Source organism: Rhodococcus opacus, assembly GCF_012396235.1.
GTDB lineage: Bacteria > Actinomycetota > Actinomycetes > Mycobacteriales > Mycobacteriaceae > Rhodococcus_F > Rhodococcus_F opacus.
In genome coordinates, this window is the sequence record NZ_JAAXPA010000002.1 from 229,579 (window position 1) to 253,885 (window position 24,307).

The window sequence follows — 24,307 nt, forward strand, 5'->3', positions numbered from 1 at the left end:
CCATGCCCTCACACGTCCTCGAGACATCGAAGCGGACTCCGCTGTACCTCACCGTTGCCGTCCTGCAGTTGTTCGTCGTCGAATTCCTCGTCGCCGGCACGTGGCGCGGTCACTACAGCTACTCCGCCAACTTCATCAGTGACCTCGGCGTCCCGTTCTGCGGCACGGACGGAAACGCGCCGTGCAGCAAGACATCACTGCTGATGGACGCGTCGTTCGTGGTGACCGGACTCGCCTACATGGTTGCCGCCGTCCTCTGGCACCGTATCGAACGGGTGCTGCCGCCGGCCCCCGTCGTCTTCCTGGTGGTGGCCGGGATCGGCGGAGTAGTGGTCGGTCTCGCGCCGTCGAACACGCACTGGGAACTGCATTCACTCGGCGCCACGCTGTTCCTCATCTTCGGCAGTCTCTTCACACTGACGACGGCACTTACCGTCGGGCCTCGGATATCCGGGCCGGCAACGTACCTCGCCCTCGCACTGGGGGTCCTCGGACTGGTGGGGTACTTCTGCTTCACCTACTCCTGGGACCTCGGTCTCGGCGTGGGTGGTATCGAACGGGTCGCGGCCTACTCGGCGATCCTGGGGTTCGTCGTGTGCGTCCACCTCGTGACGCAACTGCAGTCGGTTCGACATTCGGCCGTCGCCCGGGTCGGAGACAGTGCCGGTGCATAGGCAGCTGAACCGTCCACGCCGAACCCGCGCCGTGTCTGCGGCGACGGTGTTCCTCGCGCTCGTCTGCATCGGCGCCACCGGGTGGTACGCGTCGAGCGATGTCGCGCAGGCATCGAGGAAGGCCGAGTCCGTGCTCATGTTCGAAGATTTCGTCGGGCCCGCCGGAACCGCGCCCGACCCCCGCTACTGGGGACACGCAGTCGGGGGAGGAGGCTGGGGAAACGACGAGGCGCAGGTCTATACGGACGATCCCGTCAATTCCCGGCTCGACGGCGAGGGCAACCTCGTGATCGAAGCCCGTCCCGACGGGTCGGGTTACACGTCCGCCCGGCTTGTCACCCTCGACCGCTTCGCATTCCAGTACGGACGGGCCGAGGCCCGCATCAAGCTGCCGAGCGGACAGGGCCTGCACCCGGCGTTCTGGTTGATGGGCACGGACGTCAACCGTGTGGGCTGGCCGCAGTCGGGGGAGATCGACGTGATCGAGACGATCAACGACGCGTCGTTCTACCACAGTGCGCTGCACGGCCCCTCCTCGGACGGCACGCCCTGGGAAGTGAAAGCCGAAGGCAGCGGAAACATGTCGGACGATTTTCACGACTACTGGGTGGAGCGGTCGCCGGACCGGGTCACGTTCGGCATCGACGACGCGGTGACGGGCGAGTTCTCGCGTGCCGACCTGGCCCCGGGGCAGGAGTGGGTGTTCGACAAACCGTTCTCCCTGTTGCTGAACGTCGCCGTCGGGGGACGGTGGCCGGGCGACGTCGGAGCCGACACGACGTTTCCCGCCGCAATGCTCGTCGACTGGGTGAGGGTCACCGATGAGTGATCTCCTCACTGGGGAGCGCCTCGACACCAGGGCTCCGGAGCTGACCCGGTACTACGACGTCGCCGCGCTGGCCTCGGCGGTCGCGGGACTGGCGTCCCTGGCGCCGCTTCCGTCGTCGGTGAGTTCGGTGCTACTGACGGTGTTCGTGTTGGTCGGACCGGGTCTCGCGATCGTGACGTGGATGCGGATACCGGTCGCCGCAGCCGTCGCGGCCGTCCCCGTTCTCGGACTGTCCGTGGTGACTGCGGCCACCACCGTCCTGGCCTGGTTCTACCGATGGCCCGCGACGGGTCTGCTGCTGGTGATGGTCCTTGCCGTCGTGGCGTCCGCGCTGCGGCATCGGTGGCACGACACCGGCGCCGAGCCGGTTCGCGCGGTGACCGTGCAGCAGGTGTCGTTCCGTCTGTCGCAATGGTGGCACGCTGCCCGCCGCAACCGGCCCCTGATCCTCGTTTCCGTGGCGCTCGCCGTGTGGGTGGTGGTTCTCTTCGGGCTCGGCTCCACTGCGTACTCACAGTTCGGTCTGCTGTTCGTCGGCAGCGGGCCCGGCTTGGTGGTGTGCGCGCTGATGATGCTCGGTGCATTCGTCTGGGCTCTTCGCAAGAGGACCGTCGGGACCGCCGCCGCGGCCGTGCTCGGCGTGATCGCGGTGGAACGGCTCACCCCGACCCTCATCACCGACGTGCCCATCTACGGGTGGACGTACAAGCACCTCGGCGTGGTCGACTACATCCAGCAGTTCCAGACACTGCCGCCCAAGGGCGTCGACATCTACGGCGAGTGGCCGGGCTTCTTCACCGCTTTCGCGTGGTTCGGCGACATCACGTCCGCGGACATGATGTCGATCGCCCACTGGTTCGCGCCGGTGATCCACGTGCTGCTGGCAGTCGTGATCGCCGCGATCGCCCGGCTCCTCGGGTTCGGCATGCGGGTGGCACTGACGGTTGCGATGGTGGCGGAACTCGCCAACTGGGTGGGGCAGGACTACTTCTCGCCGCAGGCCATCGCCCTCGTCATGGCGCTGGGCGTGGTGGCACTGCTCGTGGTGTCGACGGAGCACCGCTCTGCGGCGTACCTGTCGATCCTCGTCTTCGCCGCTCTGGTGCCCACCCACCAGCTGACCCCGTACTGGCTGTTCGGCGTGACAGTGGCCCTGGCGGTGACGCGGAAGATCCGTCCGTGGTGGATCCCCGTTCCCTACTTCGCGATCCTCGTCGCCTATCTCGTTCCCCGGCTGGACATCGTGGCACCGTACGGGCTGCTGTCCGGTTTCAACCCGGTCGACAACGCCGCCAGCAACGTGACTGCCGTCGGCACGTTCGGGAAGATCTTCACCTCCGCCGTGTGCCGTTCCCTGTCAGCGGGCATCATCCTGCTCGCCGTGGTCTGTGCGATCGTCCTCTGGCGTCGCAAGCGTCCCGCCTGGGTCGCAACCGTCATGGCGTTCAGCTCGTTCGCGCTGCTGGCCGGTCAGAGCTACGGCGGTGAGGCGATCTTCCGGGTCTATCTCTACGCCGTGCCCGGGTGCGCGATTCTCATCGCGCCGATCCTCGTGGACGCTCTCACGATCAGGTTCCGGTCCGGATTGCTCCGTCGAGTCGTCCCGGTCGGACTCGCGAGCGGACTGGCGTACGTGACGTTCGCGGGCCTGCAAGGCTATGTCGGGCTGTGGTCGCTGGTCATCGGGTATCAGTCCCAGGTGACATTCGCAGAGGACATCCTCGCGAACGAGAAGCCGCCGGCGACGATCATGTCGCTCTATCCCGCCGGCCTTCCCACTCGGGTCAGCGCCGACTACATCAAGTTCGCCGTCGTCGACAAGGATTTCGATCAACCCTTGCTGGCCTTGCCCCCGGCCGTGCTGGAGGGCTTTCCGCACGGCGGCCAGATCGAGATGCTCACCGCGGATGCGGCGGAACGCGACGGCGACACGTATCTCGTGTTCAACACGCAGGGCACTGCCGCCATCCGCTACTACGGCTATCTACCGGACGGATCCGTCGAGAACTTCGAGGACCAGATGCGGTCCAGCCCCGACTGGTCCGTGTACGCGCAGGACGACAACAGCACGATCTTCCGTTACACGGGGCCGCGCCGGTAACGGCCACGTCGCGTATTCGGTCACGACCGGTCGCGGCGACGCCTAGCATCGGCACAATGCGGCGGATGCGCTCGGCCCTGTTCGAGATTGCGTTGACGTGCTCGGTGGCGCTGTGCGCGCTGTCCCTCACCCCGGCTGTCGCCGCCGCCGCGCCCGGCGGTGGAGGCGTCCGGACCGCCTACCCCGGATACACCGTGATCGGCAGCGACGAATTCGACGGACCCGCAAACGCGGCACCCAATCCACTGTTCTGGGGCTACGACCTCGGCGGCGGTGGGTGGGGCAACAACGAGAAGCAGGTGTACACCGACTCCCGGCAGAATTCGCGGCTCGACGGCAACGGTCGTCTCGTCGTCGAGGCCCGCAGAAACGGTGGCGGATTCACGTCGGCTCGACTCGTGACCCGTGGAAAGTTCGAATTCACGTACGGGGTGATCGAGGCACGGATTCAGGTACCGTCCGGTCCGGGAATCCATCCTGCGTTCTGGACGCTCGGAAGCAACATCACCAGCGTCGGGTGGCCTGCCTGCGGCGAGATCGACATCCTCGAGGTGATCGGGGATGGTTCGCGATACCACGCGGGAGTGCACGGCCCGACCGTCGGCGGCGGGCACTGGGAACGCTCGACGGACGGCTCTATCGGTGCGAACCTCAGCGCAGGTTTCCACGATTACGCCCTGATCAAAGCGCCCGGCCGCATCTCGGTGGGCATCGACGGGAACATCGTCGGCACGGTCACCACGGCGGACCTGCGACCCGAGGAGCGCTGGGTGTTCGACGCCCCGGCGTACCTGCTGCTCGATGTGGCCGTCGGCGGGAACTGGCCCGGCCCTGTCACGTCGTCGACACGCTTTCCCGCCACCATGCTGGTGGACTGGGTGAGGTTCTCCCAGTGACGTCCGGGACGCGCGAGTTTCGGGTGTGAATAGAATCAAGTTCATGGCCGTGTCGAACTCAGAGTGCCGCTGCGGCCACCCATTCGACGCTCACGAGCACTACCGCAAGGGCACGTCCTGTGCACTGTGCGACTGTCCGCGGTTTCGGCGGCCGCTTCCCCGGTTGATCCGGAAGCTCGTCGGCCGTTGACCGCGATCCGCGCACGGTAGCGGTGCGGATCGGGCAAGCGATGTCGAACGTTCGTGCTTGCCTGCCTGCCTTACGGTGACGACAAAACATACTAATAGTATCGTTCTGCACTGTATTTCAGTATGTACGTCGTGCAAAGATGGACGTCTGGATACTTTGAATTCAAGAATTCACTGACAGCAGGCGGCAGTTCGGGTGGTGACGATGGGACATCGGACAGCCGAGCGGGTGGGGACGTCGTCGAGCGCCGAGGCCGTGTGGAGAGGCGGTCTGTGTGCGATCGCCGTCGCATTCATCGTCCCATCGCTGCTGTTCGCGATGGGTTGGTGGTCGGGATGGGATGGAGCGTTCACGACGATCGTGATTGCCGACGTGAGTTTGCTGGTGTTCGCCGTGCTCGCCACCGCGTGTGCCGCCTGGGCTGCCTGGGTAGGGCGGGGCGCGGTGCGCCACAGCTGGTCGGCGTTGGCAGGTGGGCTGGCGGCCTGGTCGGTCGGTCAAGGCATCTGGTGCTACTACGTGGTGAACGAGGGAAGTGATCAGATACCGTTCCCCTCCGCGGCGGCTGCGGCGTATCTGTTGTTTCCGGTCGGCGCATGCGCGGCGTTGTTGCTGTTCCCGGCCGGTGACAGCGGACAGTCCCGTACCCGGCTGATTCTGGACGGAATCATCGTGGCCGGTTCACTGTTCGTGGTGTCGTGGGTGAGCGTGCTCGGCAGCGTGTACCACGCGGGGAGCGACACACCGGCAAGCCTCGTGTCGTCCCTCGCCTATCCTGTCGCGGACCTGGTGATTGCGACGATGGCGATTGTGGTGCTGACCCGAGCGCGGGTCGGGCAACGCCTGACCCTGGGATTGCTGTGCATCGGGATCATCCTGATGGCATTGTCTGCCAGCGCAGTCTCCTACCTGACCGCGCTGGGCACCTATCGCAACGGCGGTGTGACAGACCTGGGCTGGGTGGCCGCCTTCGTCGCGATCGGGCTGGCGGCGCTGTCGAGCACCCGCACACCGTCACCCGAACCGGTCCCGGTGCAGATTCCGTCCCGGGCACGATTGTGGTTGCCGTACGTTCCGTTGTTGCTGGCCGTTGCCGTCGGCCTGCAGCGGGAGCTGCCCGGGCTGGGTTCCGGCCCGATTCCCGCTGCGATCATGGTCCTGGTGTCGGCCTTGCTGGCACGGCAGTTCATCGTGTTGGCCGAGAACCGGCGGTTGTTGCTCACCGTGGCCCGACAGGCCTTTCGCGACCGACTGACCGGACTGGCGAACCGTGCGTTGTTTCTCGACCGTCTCGACCAGGCAGTGCAGCGACAACGGCGGGAACGGTCACCGATCGTGGTGTTGTGTGTGGACCTCGATGATTTCAAGACAGTCAACGACAGCCTCGGCCATCCCGCAGGGGACGAGCTGTTGATCCGCGTTGCCGAACGGCTCACCGGGTGCGTGCGGAGCACCGACACCGTAGCCCGGCTCGGAGGTGACGAGTTCGCGGCCCTGGTCGAAGGGAGCGTCGCGGATGCCCTGTCTGCTGCGGATCGGGTGCTGGAGGCCTTCATCCCGCCGTTCGTCATCGACGGTGTCGCGCTCTCCATCCGTCCCAGTATCGGGCTGACCATTGCCGCATCCGAGGTCCCCGACGCGACGACCGAGAGCCTGCTCAAACAGGCAGATTTGGCAATGTACGCGGCCAAACGCGGCGGCGGTGGCTGCCTTCGCAGTTTCATGCCGAATGCGGCCGGCTTCGACGAGTTCGACGGGCGGCCCTGTGTCGACCATCCCACCTCCCGCACCGTCGACACCGGGCCGGGGGAGATCGAGAACCTGCCTCGAGCCGCGGAACCCGTAACAGAGCAGCCTCTCTCGGGCCGGCGTGCCGCAACTGGAATGACGTCGGCACACAGCCGAACACGGCCGTTTCGGACGGGCTGGGTGTCGCCACCAGGTCGGTCACGGCGCGGTGTGATGGCGGTGCTCGGGATTCTGCTGATCGGTGCGGTCTCGTACGCGATCTCGATCGCGGTGGGTGATCGGGCTGGCTGGATCGTGCTGCGCGAGGCGCTCTACGACGGATTGACGCTCTCGGTCGCCTTCATGGTCGCCGCTCGCGCGTGGTGGGTGCCGGCCGAGCGCCAGGCGTGGTGGCTGATCGCGCTGGGGCTGACGAGCTGGTGCGTGGGCGATGTCGTGGCGATGTCGTGGGTGCCCGAGGGCCAGTCCCCATCCGTGGCCGATCCGCTGAAGTTGGCGTTCTACCCACTCGTCTATACCGGGCTGGTGTTGCTCCTCCGTGCGCGAGCGCGGCGACTACCGGCGGAGATCTGGTTGGATGCCGTCACCGCCGGGTTGACGCTCGCGGCTCTGGCGGCGGCCCTCGCATTCGGTCCGATCGAGTCGGTGGCGAGCGGGTCACCCGCAGCGGTGATCGTCGGGCTGGCGTACCCGGTGGGAGACGTGCTGCTCCTCGCGCTTGCGGTCGGAGCGCTCGCGGTGCTGGGTTGGCGTGCCGAGCAGCGGTGGGTGCTGCTGGTTGCGGGGTTCATGCTGTTTGCGGTGGCCGACACCTTTTACCTGTTCCGCAGTGCTGACGGCTACGTCGAGGGCACGTGGATCGATGCGCTCCCGCACGTCGCGGTGCTGCTGGTGGCCTTGGCCAGTTGGCGGGCCCCCGGCCGACGGCGATCCAATCAGCTTCCCGGACTGGCTATCTGGGTCCCCCCACTGGTGTGCACCGCTGCGTCGGTGGGCCTGCTGGTGCTTGACCACGATGCGCGGCTGTCGCGGCTCGCGGTGGTTCTCGCCGCGCTCACCCTGGTCGCGGTCGCGGCCCGATTCGCGGTGACGTTCCGTGAAGTGGTCGTCCTGGCCGACAGCCACCGCGAGGCGAGGACCGACGACCTCACGAACCTGGCAAACCGGCGGGCGATCACGGCCGCGTTGACGGCCGAATACTTCGACCATGTGGCGCAGCCGGCCGGGCAACCCCACCGCCCGGGTCCCGGCTTGCTGCTGATGGATCTGGACCGGTTCAAGGAGATCAATGATTCTTTCGGACGGTACGTGGGCGATCAATTGCTGCGCCAGGTCGCGGACCGGCTGGCGCGGTCGGTGCGACCGGGTGATCTGCCGGCCCGGATCGGCGGAGACGCGTTCGCGGTCCTACTCCCGTCCGGGATCGACCTTACGGAAGCCCGTGCGCTGGCTGGTCGTCTCCTCGAAGCGTTGCGCGAGCCGTTCCACCTCGATGAGATCACCGTTCACGTCGAGGCGAGCATCGGAATCGCCCTCTGCCCGCAACATTGCGCCAACCCCCAGGACTTGCTTCAGCGCGCCGGAGTGGCGATGTATCGGGCCAAGTGCGGCCGTCGCGCGCTCGAGGTGTACGACGCTGCCGAGTACCAACGCAGCATCGAGGAGAGGCAGTCCGTCGAGGAGTTGCGCACAGCGATCGCCGGCGACGAGCTCACGTGCTATTACCAACCGAAGGTCAGCGCGTGCGACGGGCAGGTGCACAGCGTCGAGGCTCTCGTTCGATGGGAACACCCTCGCCACGGCCTACTCCTGCCCGATCAATTCCTTCCTCATGCCGAACAGTCGGGCCTGATGCGGCCACTGACAACGAGAGTCCTGGAGCTTGCTCTGGGTCAAGCGCGCACCTGGCTCGATCGCGGGGTATCGCTGACCGTCGCGGTGAACCTTTCGGTCACGAATCTGCTCGACGCAGACCTGGTTGCCGAGATCGACCGGCTCTTGAAGGACTTTCGACTACCCGCCGACGCACTCATTCTCGAGATCACCGAAAGTGTCCTGATGACCGACTACATGCGCGCCAGAAGGGTGGTCGAGGCGCTGCAGGGTCTCGGAATCGGATTGTCGATCGACGACTACGGCACCGGGTGGTCCTCCCTTGCCTATCTGCAGGACCTTGCCGTCGATGAGCTGAAACTCGACCGGGTCTTCGTCGCCCGCCTCGCCAGCGACCCTCGATCCGTCGCGATTGTGCGATCGACCGTGGAGCTCGCACACAGCCTGGGCGCGTCTCTGGTCGCCGAAGGTGTCGAAGACGAGGAAACCCTGAGGGCCCTGCGTCGATACGGCTGCGACGTCACCCAGGGGCATTACCACGGCCGCCCGCTGCCTCCCGACCAGCTCGATCTTCGGTTGCTCGGCCGGCACCGTTGATGCGGTACGACTGTCCGGTGCGTTGATCGGGAGGCTCTACGTGAACAGGCCCTGACCCCAGTACTGCCCCTCGGCGAGGCCGGTCGGGCAGGCGAAGAGGGCGGAACCGACGTGCTGGATGTACTCGTTCATCGCGTCGTTCCTGGACAGGTTGAGCTGCATCGGCACGAACTGTTCCTGTGGGTTGCGGCAGTAGGCGATGAAGAAGAGTCCGGCGTCGAGGTGGCCGAAACCGTCGGAGCCGTCGGTGAAGTTGTATCCACGACGCAGGATCTGGATGCCGCCGAGTTCCTGAGCGGATGCCAGTCGCACGTGCGCGTCGACGTCGATGACGGGGTCGTGACCCTTCTTGGAATCGAAGTCGAGTTCGTCGAATTCCGCCTTGCCGCTCAGCGGGGCGCCGGTGCCCTTGGACCGTCCGATCACGCGTTCCTGCTCGCCGAGCACGGTGCGATCCCACTGCTCGATGAGCATGCGGATCCGCCGCGCCACGAGGTACGCGCCGCCGCCCATCCACGCCTGGTCGTCGTCGGACGCCACCCACACGTGCTGGTCGAGGACGCCGGGTTCCTCGGCCTTGATGTTGTTCGTTCCGTCCTTGAACCCGAACAGGTTTCGCGGCGTGTCCTGGGTGGTCGACGTCGACGAGGTGCGGCCGAACCCCAGCTGCGACCACCGGACGGAGGCCGTCCCGAACGCGACGCGCGCCAGGTTGCGGATGGCGTGCACGGCCACCTGCGGGTCGTTGGCGCACGCCTGGATCGCGATGTCGCCGCCGCTGCGCGCCGGATCCAGGTTGTCCGCCCGGAAGTGCGGAAGGTCGACGAGCGCGGCAGGCTTCTTGGACGCGAAGCCGAACCGGTCGTCGAACAGTGAGGGTCCGAACCCGATGGTGAGCGTCAGCTGGGACGCCGGCAGGCCGAGCGCCTCCCCGGTGTCGCTGGGCGGAACGTAGGCTCCGTCGCCGATGGCACCGTCCGGGGTGGCCTCCTCGCCCGCGGTCATCCGCTCGGCCATCACGGTCCACTTCTTCAGCAGTGCTTCGAGTTCCTCACGGGACTTCGTGGTGACGTCGAACGCCACGAAGTGCATCCGGTCCTGCGCGGGCGTCACGATGCCCGCCTGGTGTTCGCCCCGGAAGGCGACGACGTCGCCGTGCGAGAACGGTGGTTCGGCGGCGGTGGCGCGCCCGACCAGTGCACCGGCGCCGGCGAGGGCGGCTCCCGCCCCGACGGCGCCGAACAGACGTCGTCGGGACATTCCCCTGCGCTCGTCCACCGAGGTGGTCGTGTCGGGTGTTCCGGTCGGATCAGTCATGATCATGCGCCTGCTACCACGCCCTGAACCTGGCTGACCTCGGCCGAGAGGGCGTCGATCTTGCGCGACAGTTCCTGGCGCTGTTGTTCGTCGACAGTGTCGTAGAAGACGAACCCGTCACCCTGGCGGTATTGAGCGAGTTCGGCATCGAGGTCCGCGAAACGCTGGGTGATGTTCGCGGCCAGTTCGGGATTGCGTTCGTCGATGATCGGCTGCAGTGCGGCGACCGCGGCCTGCGAGCCGTCGACGTTGGCCTGGAAGTCCCACAGGTCGGTGTGCGAGAAGATGTCTTCCTCACCGGTGATCTTCGACGTCGAGATCTCGTCGAGAAGTCCCTGCGCGTCGCCGGCGATCTTGGTGGGATCGATCGTGTAGTCCTCGGCGTTCACCTGGTCGGCGAGGTACTGGACGTCGACGACGAGTTGGTCGGCGATCGCGTTGGTGTCGGGCTGGGGACCGGTGACCCACAGATCCTTCTCGAGCCGGTGGAAGCCCGTCCATTCCTGCCCGGGTTCGAGGTCGGCCTCCCGCAGGTCGAGCTTGGGGTCGAGTTCGCCGAAGCTCTCCGCCTCGGGCTCGATGCGCTCGTAGTAGGTGCGGGAGACGGGGAAGAGTGCCTTGGCCTGATCGATGTTGCCGGCCTTGACGGCGTCGACGAACTGCTGCGTGGTGTCCTGCAGGGCCACGACCTGACTGCGGATGTAGCGGCGGTAGCCGTCGGCGGCCTCGGCGAGCTGTCCGCTCTCCTCGGAGGCGCTCATCGAGTCTCCGGTGACGGTGAACTCCTGGCGGATGCCGTCGCCGACCATGCCGGGCTTGCATGCGAGCTGGTAGGTGCCGGCGTCGGGCAGCGACACGATGAGCTGGCGGGTGAGGCCGGGACCGATGTTCTCGACCTCGCCCATCGCCCGGTCGCCCTCGGCGAATACGTAGAACTCGGTGACCTTGGTGCCGTTGTTCGTGACCTGGAACGTGCTGTTCCCGGTGGTCCCGGAGTCGGCGCTGACGTCACACGTGTCGTCGCTCGCGGTAACGGTGATGTCGTCGGTGCTTGCGGTCGACTTCTCCGTGCAGCCGGCGAGCGCCAGCGGCAGTACGGCGACCGAGGCGAGGGCGAAGGTGGTTCGGCGCTTGGTCTTCATGGGCGGAAGGTGCCTTTCATGAAACGGTCTCGTCGGGGGTGGGGGAAGCGGTGCGCTCGGGTGCCGCGGGGGCCGGTGTGGGTGCGGAGACGGGCCGGAGGAACAGGAACAGGACCACGACGACGTACACGACCCAGGCGACGGCCTGCAGGACCGTCGGGTCGGGCCGGAAGTTGAAGATGCCTGCCAGGACGGTGCCGTACCAGCTGGACGCGTCGTAGCCGTCCGAGATGTCGAAGGCGAGTGCCGAGCCGCCGGGCAGGACTCCGCCGATCTGCAGGGCATGGATGCCGTACCCGAGGATTCCGGCGGCGACGATGATCAGGAAGATGCCGGTGTATTTGAAGAATTTCGCGAAGTCGAGCCGGACGGCGCCGAAGTACAGCAGGACCGTGAGGGCCGCGGCGGCGACGATACCGAGCAGGAGGCCGACTAGGGGCCAGGCGCTACCCGCTGTGTTCTCGGCGTACCCGACCATCAGGAGCGCCGTCTCGACGCCTTCCCGGCCGACGGCGAAGAACGCGAGGGTGAGCACCGCGATGGGCCCCGCGACCAATGCTTTCTCCATGCCCGCCTTGAGGTCGTGGGAGATGGTCCGCGCGGCCTTGCGCATCCACAGCACCATGACGGTGACGATCGCGACCGCGACGAGGGACGCGACGCCGGCGATGACCTCCGCGGTGAGTCCGGTGACGGTGGACGTTCCGTAGTGGATGACGAGAAAGATCGCGGCCACCATCGCGACGGCGACGCCGACGCCGAGCCAGACCCACTTGAGTGCGTCCTTGCGCTCCGCTTTCACGAGGAATGCGGCAAGGATCATGACGACGATGCCAGCCTCGAGGCCCTCGCGCAGACCGATCAAACCACTGCCGAACAGCTGTGTGGCGATCGACGGCGCGGTCCCTGCGGCGAGGACTGACATGCACACTCCTGGGCGAGACGGGGTCGAGTCGAGTGGTCCGCAAGGTTGGGTAGGCAAACTTGCGGTAGGCAAGGCGAACCTTAGCCCTGAAGAAAAACATACACCGCGCCTACTTATCCGAAGAAGCCCTCACCAGCACTTTTACAACCCTTTACCTTTGGTGTGGTGCCTCGTCGCGGCCCGGCGCCGTGCGGGGGCCGTCCCGCGTGGCTGGGATCGACCAGTTTCGTGTGGATGATGGAGACGTGAACCGATATCCCGCGCGGCCGAAACGTCGTTCCCGATGGCCCGGACCGCTGTTCGCTCTTCTCGCGGCGACGGTGGTCGTGGTTCTCGCCTACGGCGCGTGCTCGCGGGAGCAGCAACCGAGGATCGCGATTCCGGAAGGCATCCCACCCGGGCCCGGCGCGGCGACCCCGCCGATCGACATCAACGCACCCGGGCGTTCGGCGGATCAGCTGCACGGATGGTCTGCCGGGCTGGCCGACTCGGTCGGCGTCGGGAGTACCGCGCTCGAGGCGTACGGCTACGCGGCGACGGTGATGGCCGAGACGAAGCCGGAATGCGGAATCGGGTGGACCACCCTCGCCGGAATCGCGAGTGTGGAGAGCCGGCACGGCACCCACGCCGGTTCGGCGGTCGGGCCCACCGGTCAGGTGACGCCCGAGATCCGGGGTATCCCCCTCGACGGGGGGCCTGGTGTCGCCGAAATCCCCGACACCGACGGCGGGGCGATGGACGGTGACCCCGTGCACGACCGCGCGATGGGTCCCCTGCAGTTCATTCCCGAGACGTGGAAGCGGTGGGGAGTCGACGCGAACGGTGACGGCGTGGCCGACGCCGACAACATCGACGACGCGGCGCTGACCGCCGCCCGCTACCTGTGCGAGCGTGGCGGCGACCTCACCGCGGCGGAGGGCTGGCAGTCGGCGCTGATGGCCTACAACCTGTCGGGGGAGTACCTCACGCTGGTGCGCGACCGGGCGTCCGCCTACTCGGTCGGGGTTCGCCCGTAATCCTTCCACCACCCCTTTGTGACGTGATCGGCGCCACATCGATGGATGTCGTGCGGGCGGCTCGCCGTCCGCGGGGCGCGCCATCCCGCGCCGGTTTCGGTGTGCCGTTACGCTGTGTGCTGGCACGATCTGGTGTCCCTGGCACGATCGGACCGGTCGATGCACAGTGCGAAGCCCATATAAGGAGAATCAGCAAGTGTCCATCATTGAGCAGGTCGGAGCCCGTGAGATCCTCGATTCCCGTGGTAACCCCACGGTGGAGGTCGAGGTGCTGCTCGACGACGGAAGTTTCGCTCGCGCCGCGGTCCCGTCAGGTGCATCGACCGGTGAGCACGAGGCCGTCGAATTGCGTGACGGCGGCGACCGGTATGGCGGCAAGGGTGTCGAGAAGGCCGTCGAGGCCGTCCTGAGCGAGATCGCTCCGGCCATCATCGGGATCGACGCCACCGAGCAGCGGACCGTCGACCAGGCCCTGCTGGACGCCGACGGCACCCCGGACAAGTCGCGTCTGGGCGCCAACGCGCTCCTGGGTGCGTCACTGGCGGTGGCCCGCGCGGCCGCCGAGTCGTCGGGTCTGGATCTCTTCCGTTACGTCGGTGGCCCCAACGCCCACGTCCTTCCCGTTCCGATGATGAACATCCTCAACGGAGGTGCGCACGCCGACACCGGTGTCGACGTCCAGGAGTTCATGGTCGCCCCGATCGGTGCCGCCACGTTCAAGGAGTCGCTGCGCTGGGGCGCCGAGGTGTACCACGCCCTCAAGTCGGTGCTCAAGGAGAAGGGCCTGGCCACCGGTCTCGGTGACGAGGGCGGCTTCGCCCCCGACGTCGCGGGCACCAAGGAAGCACTGGACCTGATCAGCGTCGCCATCGGCAAGACGGGCCTGGTCCTGGGCACCGACGTGGCACTCGCACTCGACGTCGCCGCCACCGAGTTCTACACCGACGGCACCGGCTACAAGTTCGAGGGCAGCAACCGGACCGCGGCCGAGATGTCGGCGTTCTACGCCGAGCTCGTCGATGCCTACCCGATCGTGTCCATCGAGGACCCGCTGGACGAGGACGACTGGGACGGCTGGGTCGCCCTGACCGATCAGATCGGCAACAAGGTGCAGCTCGTCGGTGACGACCTGTTCGTCACCAACCCGGAGCGTCTGGAAGAGGGCATCGTCAAGGGTGCCGCGAACGCTTTGCTGGTGAAGGTCAACCAGATCGGCACGCTGACCGAGACCCTCGACGCCGTCGACCTCGCGCACCGCAACGGCTACAAGACGATGATGAGCCACCGGTCCGGTGAGACCGAGGACACCACCATCGCCGACCTCGCGGTCGCCGTGGGCAGCGGTCAGATCAAGACCGGTGCCCCCGCACGCAGTGAGCGCGTCGCCAAGTACAACCAGCTGCTGCGCATCGAGGAGAACCTGGGCGACGCCGCCCGCTACGCCGGCGAGGTCGCGTTCCCGCGGTTCGCGTTCGAAGGCTGACGTTCGACAGTCGAGTAAGGGGTGTTGGGGTAGGTGGCACAGCGCGGCAGGCCGCGGTCGTCCGGAGCAAGTCCGGGCGGCCGGGGCTCCGGGCGGGGTGAGCGGGTCCGCGGAAACCGGGCGGACGGCGCTCCGGGCGGAGCGCGGCGTCCCCGTACCACCAAGTCGACGACGCCGGGGCAGGCTGACGGCAAGCCGGACGCCGTCGACGGCGCCGACACCGGCAAGGTGCTTCCCGGTCGCGCCCGCCCGAGACGGGTGGGCGCGGCCGGGGCCGCCCGCACAATGCGCTCCGAGCACACGATCCTCGGACTGTCGACGGGCCGGGCGCTCGTCCTCGTCATGGTCGTGCTGCTTCTCGCGCTCACCCTCGCGGTTCCGCTGCGCAACTACCTCACCCAGCGTGGGGAAGCGGACCGTGTTGCGGCGGAACAGGTTCAGCTCGAGAAGGATCTGCAGGAACTGCGGATACTCGAGGAGCGCTACTCCGACCCCGCCTACATCGAGGCGCAGGCACGCGGCCGGCTCCGGTGGGTGAAGCCCGGCGACACCCCGTTCCAGGTGCAGCTGCCCGGCGACTACAAGGAACCCGAGAAGCCGGAGGAGAAGGACGCCGAGATGGCGGGCCCCTGGTACTCCGACCTGTGGAAGACCATTTCAGAACCGCCGGCCGCGCCCGAGGTGCAGCCGGCACCGGCTCCGGCGCCCCCTGTGGTGCCGCCGCCCGTACCGCCAGAACCAGGAGAACCCACCGGGTGACCACTTCGTCCGACCCGTCCAATCCCGTGCCGCAGGAAGACCTCGACGCCGTCGCCGCCCAGCTGGGCCGCGAACCGCGTGGAGTGCTCGAGATCGCGTACCGCAGTCCCGACGGCACGCCCGGCGTCGTGAAGACCGCGCCCACACTTCCGGATGGAACACCGTTCCCGACGCTGTACTACCTGACCGATCCGCGACTGACCGCGGAGGCCAGCCGGCAGGAGTCCGCGGGGGTGATGCGTGAGATGACCGAGCGTCTCGGGCAGGACCCGGAACTCGCGGCCGCGTACCTGCGCGCCCACCAGTCGTATCTCGCCGAACGTGACGCCATCGAGCCCCTCGGAACGGACTTCACCGGCGGCGGAATGCCCGAGCGCGTCAAATGCCTGCACGTGCTGATGGCCCACTCGCTGGCGAAGGGACCGGGCGTCAACCCGCTGGGCGACGAATCGGTGGCCCTCGCCGCGTCCGCGGCAGGCGGAAAGCTGAGGGGCACCGCGATCCCCGCGGACTGGCCCGGCATCGACGACGTCGAAAGTCCCGAGCAGTGACCCGCGTCGCCGCCGTCGACTGCGGCACGAACTCCATCCGCCTGCTCGTCGCCGACGTCGACGACCAGGGCGCACTGCACGACGTATGTCGCGAGATGCGCGTCGTCCGGCTGGGACAGGGCGTGGACGCCACCGGGCGCCTGGCGCCCGAGGCCATCGAACGCACCCGGGTCGCGTTGAGCGAGTACGCCGGCATGATCGCCGACGCCGGCGCCACCGCGGTCCGCATGGTCGCCACGTCCGCCACCCGCGACGCGTCCAATCGGGAGGACTTCTTCTCGATGACCCGCGAGGTGCTGGGCGCAGTCATCCCCGGCGCCGGGGCCGAGGTCATCACCGGCGACGAGGAAGCACGGCTGTCGTTCAAAGGAGCGGTCGGGGAGCTCGATCCGTCGCAGGGACCGTTCGTGGTCGTGGACCTCGGCGGCGGTTCCACCGAAGTGGTCCTGGGCGACGAATCCGGCGTCCACGCCGCATTCTCCACCGACATCGGATGCGTGCGCATCACGGAGCGCTGCCTCCACGACGATCCGCCGACTCCCGCACAGGTCGAGGAGGCCCGCGCGTTCGCGCAGGAACGCCTGGACGAGGCGTTCGCGCGTGTCCCCGTCGAACAGGCCCACACCTGGGTGGGCGTCGCCGGAACGATGACCACCATCGCCGCGCTCGCCGAAGAACTGCCCGAGTACGACGCCGAGCGGGTGCACCTGTCCCGCATCCCGATGCCCCGGCTGCGCGAGGTCTGCAACTCGCTGATCGCCATGACCCACACCGAGCGGGCCGCCCTCGGCCCGATGCATCCGGGCCGGGTCGACGTCATCGGCGGCGGCGCGATCGTGACCCTGACACTGGCCGACGCATTCGAGAAGAAGGCGGGCATCGACCAACTCGTCGTCAGCGAACACGACATCCTCGACGGAATCGCATTGTCGATCGCCTGAGCTAGGGTGATCTGCGCACGGTCGCCGAGTCGGCGGCCGGTAGCCCCTATAGCCCAATTGGCAGAGGCAGCGGACTTAAAATCCGCACAGTGTCGGTTCGAGTCCGACTGGGGGCACCACCACCATGCAGGCGTGCTTGCGCGGCGGGTCAGGGCGTTCGGGCAAGTTCCGCCCGCATCTGGGTGAACAGGAACAGCCCGGGGCGTCCCGAGATCTGCTCGTACGCGTGCACGACGTCGTCCATGAACTCGGGCACGGCTGCGTCGTCGAGGTTCGTGGTCCAGTCGGTGGACCCGACGGTGCACCACCGCGCGAATTCCTCCCGGGAACCGAAATCCCATTCGACGTCGCGCACGACGAGGTCGGTGGTGTCGAGTCCTGCCGCCTTCGCGACGTCGCGGAACTTCTCCGGTTCGACGTGGATGAACGGCGCCGTGAAGTCGGTGAAGAACTCCGCCCATCGCGGGCCCGCCGCCACGGCCATCAAGACGTCTTCGACACTGGTCCGCGGGCCGGCGCACACCATCTGGATGATCACCCGTCCGCCGTCCACGACGCTGCGGGCGATCCCGGCCAAGGCCACCTGCAGGTCGGGGACCCAGTGCAGGGCGTTGAACGACACCGCGACGTCGAACTCGGCGTCGAACGGGAGGCCACGTGCGTCGGCAATGCGGAACTCGGCGCGGGTGCCGTCCGGCAACACTCGCGATTGGGCTTTCGCGATCATCCGCGGCGACGCGTCCACTCCGACCACCGAACCGCCGGGAAGCCGTTTGGCGATGCGGAGCGTGACGAATCCGTCGCCGCATCCCACGTCGAGCAACCGTTCACGGCCCGCGAGGGCGAGTTCCGCGATCGATGTCTCCGCGACGGCGCGCTGGAGGGCGCCGACATCGGCGTAGCCTTCGCCGTCCCAGTCGACCATGACGGCGGCGGCCCGGCTTCCTCAGGCTCCCTGGTGGTGCGGGCTCGAGTGTGCGCCGCCGCCGGATCGTGCGATGGACGCGCGGACGCGGGCCGTGGCCTGCCAGATCTGGGTGCTGTCGTGGACGCTGATCACCGGTATGCCCTGTTCACGAGCATTCTGAACGGTCAGCGCGTCCTGGGGTGAGCCGACCCCGTCGAGGACGTCCTCGGTGACGATCGCGCAGAGCGCGGGGCCGTCCATCTTCCGGACGGGCTCGAGTCCGTGGACCACCATCCACTGCTTGACCATCGCCCAGTGCGACACCTCTTTGTACCGCGTGGGGTTGCCGATGAAGAGAACCCGACGGGAGCGGCGGGCGCGAGCGATATCGATGTGCGTGACGGTAGCCATGGCGGAGGGTTCCTGTCCGTTGCGGGATTCCGTACTGTCAATCCCCGCTCGCAGCGGTTTCGTTACGCGTTGGTCCAAGAAGTTCGCCATTCCCGCGTACGTGAGTGAGAAAGAGTGCTCGAACACGCTTTGCCGCTCACGTACGCACGGTCCGTCAACTGCCGAACGGGCTGCCGGACGAGCCTCCGCCGCCCGGCCCGGATGTCTCGGTGACGGTGACGATGGTGGGTTCGACGGTGCCGTTGGTCAGCGGCGGAATGCTTCCCCACTGCTCGAACGACGGCACGCTCGAGCAGGACCATTGCACCGCGTACTTGCCGGGGTCGACGGTGGCCTTCAGCTCGCCGTCGTCTCCGCCCATCACGACGGTCGGGCCCACGGTGGCGGCCGGCAGGGTTCCGTCGACGGGGACGATGTTCATCACGCACACCACTGCCCCGGACACGTCGTACCGGACGTCCATCACCACGGCATTCCCGTCGACGCCGATATCGACCGTGACGTCTTCGGGTGCCGCGGACGCGGTGGGTGCGGCGAGTAGACCCGCGCCGGCGACAGCGGCGGCGATACCTACGGTTCGTGCAATCGTGACCTTCATCGGTGCATCCTTCCGGACTTCTTTGTTGCCGGTTGATACGAGGCAAGAGCCACCCGGGAGTATCGCACCTCGAACCCTCATCTGCTGGGATGTGGAAGGTGGAACACTGCTGGTCTGGGAGTTCAGCGTGTCGATCCGACACCCGGTGCATCGAAGGAGACGGCGAAGTGCTCGGACGGAAGAACTACACGAAGGACGAAATCGATCACGCCGAGGCGTCCGTCGCGGAGCAGGTCGCCGCGTACACGTCGCTGACGGGGGCGATTGCGGGCGAGGTCACGGGCAAGAAGGTTTTCGCCGCACTCGAGGACTTCGAGCCACTGTTCTTCGGCAACATGGTCCTGGTGCTGGACCGCTACTTCGTCCACCGGATCCGGGCGGTCACGGGCAAGGACGGGAACCCGCTCAACGAACTCGAGATCATCGCCGACTCGTTGATGAACAACGACGGCATCCTGCGCGGCATCAGCGTCCTGAAGTATTTCTCCGGCCAGTCCGTGCTGAAGTTGGAGATCGGCGACCGGATCCGCGTGAGCGCCGACGACTTCGAGCGGCTGTCGGCGGCGTTCTTCGCGGAACTGCGGTCGCGGTTCCTGGCATGAGCGTGTGGTTCACGTCCGATCTGCACCTTCGTCACGCCCGGCTGGTGGAGATCCGGGGCTTCGAAACGGAGATCGACGCGCACGACCAATCCATCCTCGACGCGCTGGCCGCCGCCGTCGGGAGCGGCGATCAACTCTGGATACTCGGCGACATCACCGTCGGAGGTAAGGCCGCCGAGGACTGGGCGCTGCGCGCACTCGACGAGTTCGCGCGGAAGCGGAACGTCGAACTGCATCTGATCCCCGGCAATCACGACTCGTGTCACCCGATGGCGAACCGCAACAGCCACATCCGGCAACGGGTGTTCCTGGAGACGTTCGCGTCGGTGCAGTTGTTCGCGCGGCGCAAGATCGCGGGCGAGACCGTGCTGCTCTCCCATTTCCCGTACGTCGGCGACCACACCGCGGAGGACCGGGGCGTGAAATACCGGCTGCAGGACGAGGGAGACTGGTTGCTGCACGGGCACACTCACCAGGACGGCGTGCTCGACCCGTCCGTGCACCCGCGGCAGATCCACGTGGGCTGGGACAGTTGGCGCAGGCCCGTGCACGTCGACGAGATCGCGGAGATCATCGGGCCGGACGCGTCGACCCGGTGACCGGTGTGGCGTCGGCGCGGTATCTGCCGGGCGTCGATCCGTGCGTGTTCTTGAACAGCCGGGAGAAGTGGGCGGCGTCGGTGAAACCCCAGCGGGCACCGATGGCCGAGACGGGCAGATCGCGGTGACGGGGGTCGGCGAGATCGCGTCGGCACTGCTCGAGGCGGCGGCGTCGGATCCATCCGCTCACCGTGTCGCCGTCGGCCTCGAACAGCTTCTGCAGGTGCCGCACCGAGATGTGATGCGCGGTGGCGATCGAGTGCAGATCCAGCTCCCGGTCGGCGAGCCGCTCGTCGATGAAGGCGGTGACCCGAACTCGCAGTGCGTTCCCGCGCGACTGCGGGATCAGTCCGTCGGCGAGGTGGAGTTGCTCCGCGAAAGCGGCCGCGACCAGATCGAGGACGGCGTCGCCGAGGTGGACCGCGACAGTGGGGGAGGCGTCGGCGATCTGCTCGCCGAGCCCGCGCAACAGCGGGGTGACGACGACACCGAGCCCCTGGCTGCCCCGCACGCGGCGCGCGGTGAGCTGGGCGATGCCGTCGGGCGGAACGCGGAGCAGGTGCCGGGGAAACATCACGACCAGCATCCGGAACCGGTCGTCGAACGACAGCTGATACGGCCGGGTCGTGTCGTAGATCGCGAAGTCGCCGGGGGTGAGCGCGGCTTCGCGGCCGTCCTGGCTCAGGACGCACGACCCGTGCACCTGCAGTCCGAGTTTGAAGTAGTCGGGGTTGGCGGCGCGGATGGTCCGCGGTGTTCGGCGAATAACGTGCGGGGCGGCCGTGACCTCGCTGATCCGGATCGCACCGACCGTCGCGCCGCGCACGACGCCACGGAAGTCGTCGTGGTCGGCCGACGTCATTTCGAGGGGGACGAACGCGTCGCTCACCGACTCGCGGAACTCGTCGAACGAGACCAGGCGCTGTTCGCCCGGACGGATGAGACTGCTCACGACCATCGTCTACCTCAACTGCGTTTGACGGCTTCGCGTGCGGCGGTGCCCGACGCCAGCTTCTCCAGCAACCCGATCAGGACGAGCCGTTCCGACGCTGTCAGCGCGTCGGTCCACGTCTGCTCGCGTTTGTTGTGCGCCGAGTACGTGCTGACGATGGCGTCGTGCCCGGCGTCGGTGAGTTCGAGGTCGACCGCCCGGCGGTCGCCTGCGGACGGTCGCCGCGTCACGAGACCGTCGCGCTCGAGCGTATTCACCAGCGCCGATACAGCAGACCTGCTCATCCCGGACAGTGAGGCCACCCGCTTGGCTTCGCACGGTCCGGCGAGCCACAACACGAACAGCACCCGGAATCCGGGCCAGCTCCACCCGCTGGGCCGGTGGACCGTCGACTCGAGGTCGTAGACGAGGGCACTGGTCACGCGGTGCAGCGCGAGAACCAGGCGCATGGACACCGGATCGACCTCGGGCAGTTCGTCGACGGTCTTGCCCACCGCGAAGTCCACGAAGGACAGGAAGTCCAGGTTGCTCTGGTCGGTCGTCTCCTCGGGCATGAGCACAGGTTAGCGGCCGAATCGGTGTAATCAAAGCCTTGACCATTAGCGCCCGTGAGTACTTGTTAACCGCCCGACGTTAATAAGTACTCACGGGGCGTCAGCCAGTGACCCTCGCGGCATTGCCCGCGTCGACGGGCAGGACGATGCCGCTGATGTGTGCGCTGCCCTCGGCGGCGAGGAACAGCACGACCCGGGTGACCTCGGCGGCATCCAGCCACGCCACGGGCTGGGCGTGCAGGCTGCGGAACACCGGTTCCACGTCCTGTGCTCCGGGCATCTCCAGGTCCGGCCGCATCATCCGGTAGAGGGCGTCGTTGTGAATCATCGGTGTCGAGATATTGCCCGGTGCAATCGCATTCACCGTGATGCCGTGCGGGGCGAGGTCGAGCGCCGCGCTCTTGGTGAGCCCGATGACACCCCACTTCGACGCCGCGTACGCGGCCATGTTGGTGTTGCCGGCCCGGCCGAGCATCGACGAGATGGTGACGATCCGGCCGTATCCCCGCCGGATCATGCCGGGCGCCACCGCTCCCACTGTGTTGAAGACGCCGGTGAGGTTGGAACCGATCGCCTCCGACCACTGTTCCTGCGTAAGCGACTGCACCGGGGCGGCCACCGAGACGCCGGCATTCGCGACCGCGACGTCGATCCGCCCGAACTCGGACTCCGCCTCCGCAACCAGTGCGTCCATCGCGGCCCGGTCCGCGGTGTCCACCTTGGCGGTGATGCACCGGCGGCCGGTGGCGCGCACCAGCTCCGCGGTCTCGTCGAGATCGGCGGCAGTGGCCAGGGGATAGTTCACGGCCGGGCTGTCCTCACAGCGGTCGCACAGAACTATGTCTGCTCCACGTTCGGCCAGTGCGACCGCGTGGCTGCGGCCCTGGCCGCGGGCGCCGCCGGTGATCAGGGCGACCCGGCCTTCGAAGTCTTCCATCGTCGTTCTCCTGTCCGGGCGGATCAGCGCAGCTTGATGCTGCCGCCGTCCGCCATCAGTGTCTGTCCGGTCATGTACCGCGAATCTTCGGAGGCGAGGAACACCGCGACGGGCGCGATGTCGGTCTCGGGATCGCCGATCCGCTGCAGCGGAACCTTCGCCACGGACGCGGCGGCGCGGTCGGGAAATTGTTCCTGCCAGGCGAGGACGCCCTCGGTCGCGGCGAACGGGCAGATCACGTTGACCCGGATCTGATCGGCCGCCCACTCGTTGGCGGCCACCCGGCTGACGCCGCGAATCGCTTCCTTGGCCGCGGCGTACGACGTCTGGGTGGGCATGCCGTCGAGCCCGGACCCGGACGCGAAGTTGATCACCGACCCCTTCGCCGCCGTCAACTGCTCGTAGCACGCCTGCATGAGGTGAACGACCGGATAGAACCCGGTCCGGAACGAGAGGTCGAACATCTCCTGGGTGTGGTCGATCAGTAGGGCCTGCCGCGAGGCGTGGGCGTTGTTGACCAGCACGTCCACGGATCCGAACGCTGCGACGGCGGCGTCCCGGATCTGCTCGGCGGATTCGCGCCGGGAGATGTCGGTGTTCAGGAAGCGAGCGGACGATCCCAATTCCTGCTCGAGATCCTTGCCGCGTTCGTCGTCGATGTCGACGAACAGGACGTTGGCGCCCTCGCGGACGAACACCGTCGTCACGGCCCGGCCGATGCCGCCGGCGCCGCCCGTCACGATCGCCGTCTTTCCGTGCAGCCTCATCGTGCGCTCCTTCTGCGGTTGTGGCTCAGACATCGGCGGTGTCGCCGGTCGCCAGCGCGACCTTCTCCAGTTCGGCGACGCTGAACGCGGCATAATTCTCGTACGGTCCGCGGCCGGCGAAGTAGGGTGTGAGAAGCTCCTCCAGCTCCTCGGGCGAGAACGCGGAACCCGCTGCGTCGAAGCGGTTCTCGACCTGCGGTGCCGCCATCACCGCGACCATCTTGCCGTACACGACGAACACCTGTCCGTTGATCTCGTCGGCGGCGGGGGAGGACAGGTAGTGGACGAGGGTGGCGACCCGTTCGGGTGACAGAGGGTCGAGTCCCGCGTCGGCCGTGTTCTCGCCGAACGCGTCGGCGGTCATGGCCGTCCTGGCGCGCGGGCAGATCGCGTTGGCGCGCACCCCGTAGCGGGACAGGCCCTGTGCCGTCGAGAGTGTGAGTGCGGTGATCCCGGCCTTCGCGGCCGAGTAGTTGGGCTGGCCCGCCGATCCGAACAGGAACGCCTCGGACGACGTGTTGACGACCCGCCCGTATACCGGGCCTCCGGCGGCCTTGCTCGCCTCGCGCCAGTGCACGGCGGCGGCCCGCGACGTGGCGGCGTGCCCCTTGAGGTGGACGCGGATGACGTCGTCCCAGTCGGATTCGGTGAGGTTGAAAATCATCTTGTCGCGCAGGATTCCGGCGTTGTTGACGAGGATGTCCATCGATCCGAACGTGCTGACGGCCTCGTGCACGAGGTGTTCGCCCAGCGACCAGTCGGAGACGTCACCGGTCACGGCGGTGGCGCGGCCGCCGGCCGCCGCGATCTCCGCGGTCACTGCGTGTGCGCCGTCGCCCATGTCGTTGACGACGACTGCCGCGCCGGCGGCGGCGAGTGCGAGGGCTTCGGCCCGGCCGAGGCCTGCGCCCGCGCCGGTGACGACGGCAGTGCGTCCGGCGAGGCTGAGTGATTCCGTCATGGGAACTCCTGAGTGA

At 67.5% G+C, this 24,307-nt stretch carries 23 protein-coding genes and 1 tRNA gene; 13 read left to right on the plus strand and 11 right to left on the minus strand.

Annotation, left to right across the window (positions count from 1 at the left end; genetic code table 11):
- Positions 1–2 precede the first annotated feature (2 nt).
- From HGB39_RS03050 to HGB39_RS03070, 5 genes are all read left to right on the plus strand, one after another.
- Positions 3–674: a DUF998 domain-containing protein gene (locus HGB39_RS03050; protein ID WP_005573370.1), complete on the plus strand. Its 672-nt coding sequence runs from the start codon at positions 3–5 to the stop codon at positions 672–674.
- Complete coding sequence (locus HGB39_RS03055; protein WP_237720595.1) at positions 667–1,503, plus strand: glycoside hydrolase family 16 protein; 837 nt, start codon at positions 667–669, stop codon at positions 1,501–1,503. Before HGB39_RS03050 ends, HGB39_RS03055 begins: the two co-directional genes overlap by 8 nt.
- Positions 1,496–3,604, plus strand: a complete 2,109-nt coding sequence (locus HGB39_RS03060; protein WP_005573368.1) for a hypothetical protein — start codon at positions 1,496–1,498, stop codon at positions 3,602–3,604. The genes HGB39_RS03055 and HGB39_RS03060 overlap by 8 nt, the downstream gene beginning before the upstream one ends.
- 56 nt (positions 3,605–3,660) lie before the next feature.
- Complete coding sequence (locus tag HGB39_RS03065) at positions 3,661–4,500, plus strand: glycoside hydrolase family 16 protein (RefSeq protein WP_005573367.1); 840 nt, start codon at positions 3,661–3,663, stop codon at positions 4,498–4,500.
- A 394-nt stretch (positions 4,501–4,894) separates the two neighbouring features.
- Positions 4,895–8,869, plus strand: coding sequence for a bifunctional diguanylate cyclase/phosphodiesterase (locus HGB39_RS03070; protein ID WP_043793462.1), 3,975 nt, complete (start codon positions 4,895–4,897; stop codon positions 8,867–8,869).
- A 36-nt stretch (positions 8,870–8,905) separates the two neighbouring features.
- Here the strand turns inward: HGB39_RS03070 and efeB are convergent, their stop codons facing one another.
- Genes efeB through efeU form a run of 3 tightly spaced genes read right to left on the minus strand, consistent with a single transcriptional unit; the run spans position 8,906 to position 12,253 of the window.
- Complete coding sequence (gene efeB / locus HGB39_RS03075; RefSeq protein ID WP_210752483.1) at positions 8,906–10,186, minus strand: iron uptake transporter deferrochelatase/peroxidase subunit; 1,281 nt, start codon at positions 10,184–10,186, stop codon at positions 8,906–8,908.
- A gap of 2 nt (positions 10,187–10,188) precedes the next feature.
- Positions 10,189–11,328 carry an iron uptake system protein EfeO gene (gene efeO, locus HGB39_RS03080; RefSeq protein WP_005572551.1) on the minus strand — a complete coding sequence of 380 codons (1,140 nt, stop codon included), beginning with the start codon at positions 11,326–11,328 and terminating at the stop codon, positions 10,189–10,191.
- Positions 11,329–11,344: 16 nt separating this feature from the next.
- Positions 11,345–12,253, minus strand: coding sequence for an iron uptake transporter permease EfeU (efeU, locus tag HGB39_RS03085; RefSeq protein WP_005572554.1), 909 nt, complete (start codon positions 12,251–12,253; stop codon positions 11,345–11,347).
- A gap of 245 nt (positions 12,254–12,498) precedes the next feature.
- On the opposite strand from efeU, the gene HGB39_RS03090 reads away from it, so the two are divergent.
- From HGB39_RS03090 to HGB39_RS03115, 6 genes are all read left to right on the plus strand, one after another.
- Positions 12,499–13,269 carry a lytic transglycosylase domain-containing protein gene (locus tag HGB39_RS03090; RefSeq protein ID WP_005255613.1) on the plus strand — a complete coding sequence of 257 codons (771 nt, stop codon included), beginning with the start codon at positions 12,499–12,501 and terminating at the stop codon, positions 13,267–13,269.
- Positions 13,270–13,465: 196 nt separating this feature from the next.
- Positions 13,466–14,752 (plus strand): phosphopyruvate hydratase, encoded by a 1,287-nt coding sequence (eno, locus tag HGB39_RS03095; RefSeq protein ID WP_005238851.1) that lies wholly within the window; start codon positions 13,466–13,468, stop codon positions 14,750–14,752.
- Between the two features lie 33 nt (positions 14,753–14,785).
- A complete protein-coding gene (locus tag HGB39_RS39795; protein ID WP_005255615.1) occupies positions 14,786–15,511 on the plus strand; it encodes an FtsB family cell division protein in 726 nt (241 codons plus the stop codon).
- Positions 15,508–16,062: a DUF501 domain-containing protein gene (locus HGB39_RS03105; RefSeq protein WP_005255623.1), complete on the plus strand. Its 555-nt coding sequence runs from the start codon at positions 15,508–15,510 to the stop codon at positions 16,060–16,062. Before HGB39_RS39795 ends, HGB39_RS03105 begins: the two co-directional genes overlap by 4 nt.
- The gene (locus tag HGB39_RS03110) at positions 16,059–17,003 is read left to right on the plus strand and encodes a Ppx/GppA phosphatase family protein (RefSeq protein ID WP_005572558.1); all 945 of its coding nucleotides are present in this window, start codon (positions 16,059–16,061) and stop codon (positions 17,001–17,003) included. Before HGB39_RS03105 ends, HGB39_RS03110 begins: the two co-directional genes overlap by 4 nt.
- A gap of 42 nt (positions 17,004–17,045) precedes the next feature.
- Positions 17,046–17,122, plus strand: a tRNA-Leu gene (locus tag HGB39_RS03115).
- Positions 17,123–17,151: 29 nt separating this feature from the next.
- On the opposite strand, the gene HGB39_RS03120 is transcribed toward HGB39_RS03115, so the two are convergent.
- The 3 genes from HGB39_RS03120 to HGB39_RS03130 form a co-directional block, all read right to left on the minus strand.
- Entirely contained in the window at positions 17,152–17,928 is a 777-nt protein-coding gene (locus tag HGB39_RS03120) for a class I SAM-dependent methyltransferase (protein WP_005255625.1), read from the minus strand.
- A gap of 21 nt (positions 17,929–17,949) precedes the next feature.
- Positions 17,950–18,321: a hypothetical protein gene (locus tag HGB39_RS03125; protein ID WP_005255626.1), complete on the minus strand. Its 372-nt coding sequence runs from the start codon at positions 18,319–18,321 to the stop codon at positions 17,950–17,952.
- Between the two features lie 154 nt (positions 18,322–18,475).
- On the minus strand, positions 18,476–18,919 hold the full coding sequence (locus HGB39_RS03130; RefSeq protein ID WP_005255627.1) for a hypothetical protein: 444 nt from the start codon (positions 18,917–18,919) through the stop codon (positions 18,476–18,478).
- A 167-nt stretch (positions 18,920–19,086) separates the two neighbouring features.
- On the opposite strand from HGB39_RS03130, the gene HGB39_RS03135 reads away from it, so the two are divergent.
- Both HGB39_RS03135 and HGB39_RS03140 read left to right on the plus strand, forming a co-directional pair.
- Positions 19,087–19,521: a hypothetical protein gene (locus tag HGB39_RS03135; RefSeq protein WP_005572559.1), complete on the plus strand. Its 435-nt coding sequence runs from the start codon at positions 19,087–19,089 to the stop codon at positions 19,519–19,521.
- A complete protein-coding gene (locus HGB39_RS03140; RefSeq protein ID WP_005572560.1) occupies positions 19,518–20,120 on the plus strand; it encodes a metallophosphoesterase in 603 nt (200 codons plus the stop codon). Before HGB39_RS03135 ends, HGB39_RS03140 begins: the two co-directional genes overlap by 4 nt.
- On the opposite strand, the gene HGB39_RS03145 is transcribed toward HGB39_RS03140, so the two are convergent.
- The 5 genes from HGB39_RS03145 to HGB39_RS03165 form a co-directional block, all read right to left on the minus strand.
- Entirely contained in the window at positions 20,092–21,078 is a 987-nt protein-coding gene (locus HGB39_RS03145) for an AraC-like ligand-binding domain-containing protein (RefSeq protein ID WP_064080172.1), read from the minus strand. The genes HGB39_RS03140 and HGB39_RS03145 overlap by 29 nt on opposite strands.
- An 8-nt stretch (positions 21,079–21,086) precedes the next feature.
- Positions 21,087–21,626: a MarR family winged helix-turn-helix transcriptional regulator gene (locus HGB39_RS03150; protein ID WP_005571065.1), complete on the minus strand. Its 540-nt coding sequence runs from the start codon at positions 21,624–21,626 to the stop codon at positions 21,087–21,089.
- Positions 21,627–21,726: 100 nt separating this feature from the next.
- On the minus strand, positions 21,727–22,563 hold the full coding sequence (locus HGB39_RS03155; RefSeq protein ID WP_005571066.1) for a mycofactocin-coupled SDR family oxidoreductase: 837 nt from the start codon (positions 22,561–22,563) through the stop codon (positions 21,727–21,729).
- A 23-nt stretch (positions 22,564–22,586) separates the two neighbouring features.
- Positions 22,587–23,330: an SDR family NAD(P)-dependent oxidoreductase gene (locus tag HGB39_RS03160; RefSeq protein WP_005571067.1), complete on the minus strand. Its 744-nt coding sequence runs from the start codon at positions 23,328–23,330 to the stop codon at positions 22,587–22,589.
- Positions 23,331–23,355: 25 nt separating this feature from the next.
- Positions 23,356–24,291, minus strand: coding sequence for a 3-oxoacyl-ACP reductase (locus HGB39_RS03165; protein WP_005255638.1), 936 nt, complete (start codon positions 24,289–24,291; stop codon positions 23,356–23,358).
- Positions 24,292–24,307: the final 16 nt, after the last annotated feature.

What these genes read in the sequence shown, in the direction of transcription:
- HGB39_RS03145 (WP_064080172.1), bottom strand. Translation starts at nt 21,078, where the DNA reads ATGGTCGTGAGCAGTCTCATCCGTCCGGGCGAACAGCGCCTGGTCTCG.
- HGB39_RS03120 (WP_005255625.1), bottom strand. Translation starts at nt 17,928, where the DNA reads ATGGTCGACTGGGACGGCGAAGGCTACGCCGATGTCGGCGCCCTCCAG.
- HGB39_RS03150 (WP_005571065.1), bottom strand. Translation starts at nt 21,626, where the DNA reads ATGCCCGAGGAGACGACCGACCAGAGCAACCTGGACTTCCTGTCCTTC.
- HGB39_RS03125 (WP_005255626.1), bottom strand. Translation starts at nt 18,321, where the DNA reads ATGGCTACCGTCACGCACATCGATATCGCTCGCGCCCGCCGCTCCCGT.
- HGB39_RS03070 (WP_043793462.1), top strand. Translation starts at nt 4,895, where the DNA reads ATGGGACATCGGACAGCCGAGCGGGTGGGGACGTCGTCGAGCGCCGAG.
- HGB39_RS03160 (WP_005571067.1), bottom strand. Translation starts at nt 23,330, where the DNA reads ATGAGGCTGCACGGAAAGACGGCGATCGTGACGGGCGGCGCCGGCGGC.
- efeB (WP_210752483.1), bottom strand. Translation starts at nt 10,186, where the DNA reads ATGACTGATCCGACCGGAACACCCGACACGACCACCTCGGTGGACGAG.
- efeU (WP_005572554.1), bottom strand. Translation starts at nt 12,253, where the DNA reads ATGTCAGTCCTCGCCGCAGGGACCGCGCCGTCGATCGCCACACAGCTG.
- HGB39_RS03165 (WP_005255638.1), bottom strand. Translation starts at nt 24,291, where the DNA reads ATGACGGAATCACTCAGCCTCGCCGGACGCACTGCCGTCGTCACCGGC.
- HGB39_RS03155 (WP_005571066.1), bottom strand. Translation starts at nt 22,563, where the DNA reads ATGGAAGACTTCGAAGGCCGGGTCGCCCTGATCACCGGCGGCGCCCGC.
- HGB39_RS03060 (WP_005573368.1), top strand. Translation starts at nt 1,496, where the DNA reads ATGAGTGATCTCCTCACTGGGGAGCGCCTCGACACCAGGGCTCCGGAG.
- HGB39_RS03130 (WP_005255627.1), bottom strand. Translation starts at nt 18,919, where the DNA reads ATGAAGGTCACGATTGCACGAACCGTAGGTATCGCCGCCGCTGTCGCC.
- HGB39_RS03050 (WP_005573370.1), top strand. Translation starts at nt 3, where the DNA reads ATGCCCTCACACGTCCTCGAGACATCGAAGCGGACTCCGCTGTACCTC.
- HGB39_RS03065 (WP_005573367.1), top strand. Translation starts at nt 3,661, where the DNA reads ATGCGGCGGATGCGCTCGGCCCTGTTCGAGATTGCGTTGACGTGCTCG.
- efeO (WP_005572551.1), bottom strand. Translation starts at nt 11,328, where the DNA reads ATGAAGACCAAGCGCCGAACCACCTTCGCCCTCGCCTCGGTCGCCGTA.
- HGB39_RS03140 (WP_005572560.1), top strand. Translation starts at nt 19,518, where the DNA reads ATGAGCGTGTGGTTCACGTCCGATCTGCACCTTCGTCACGCCCGGCTG.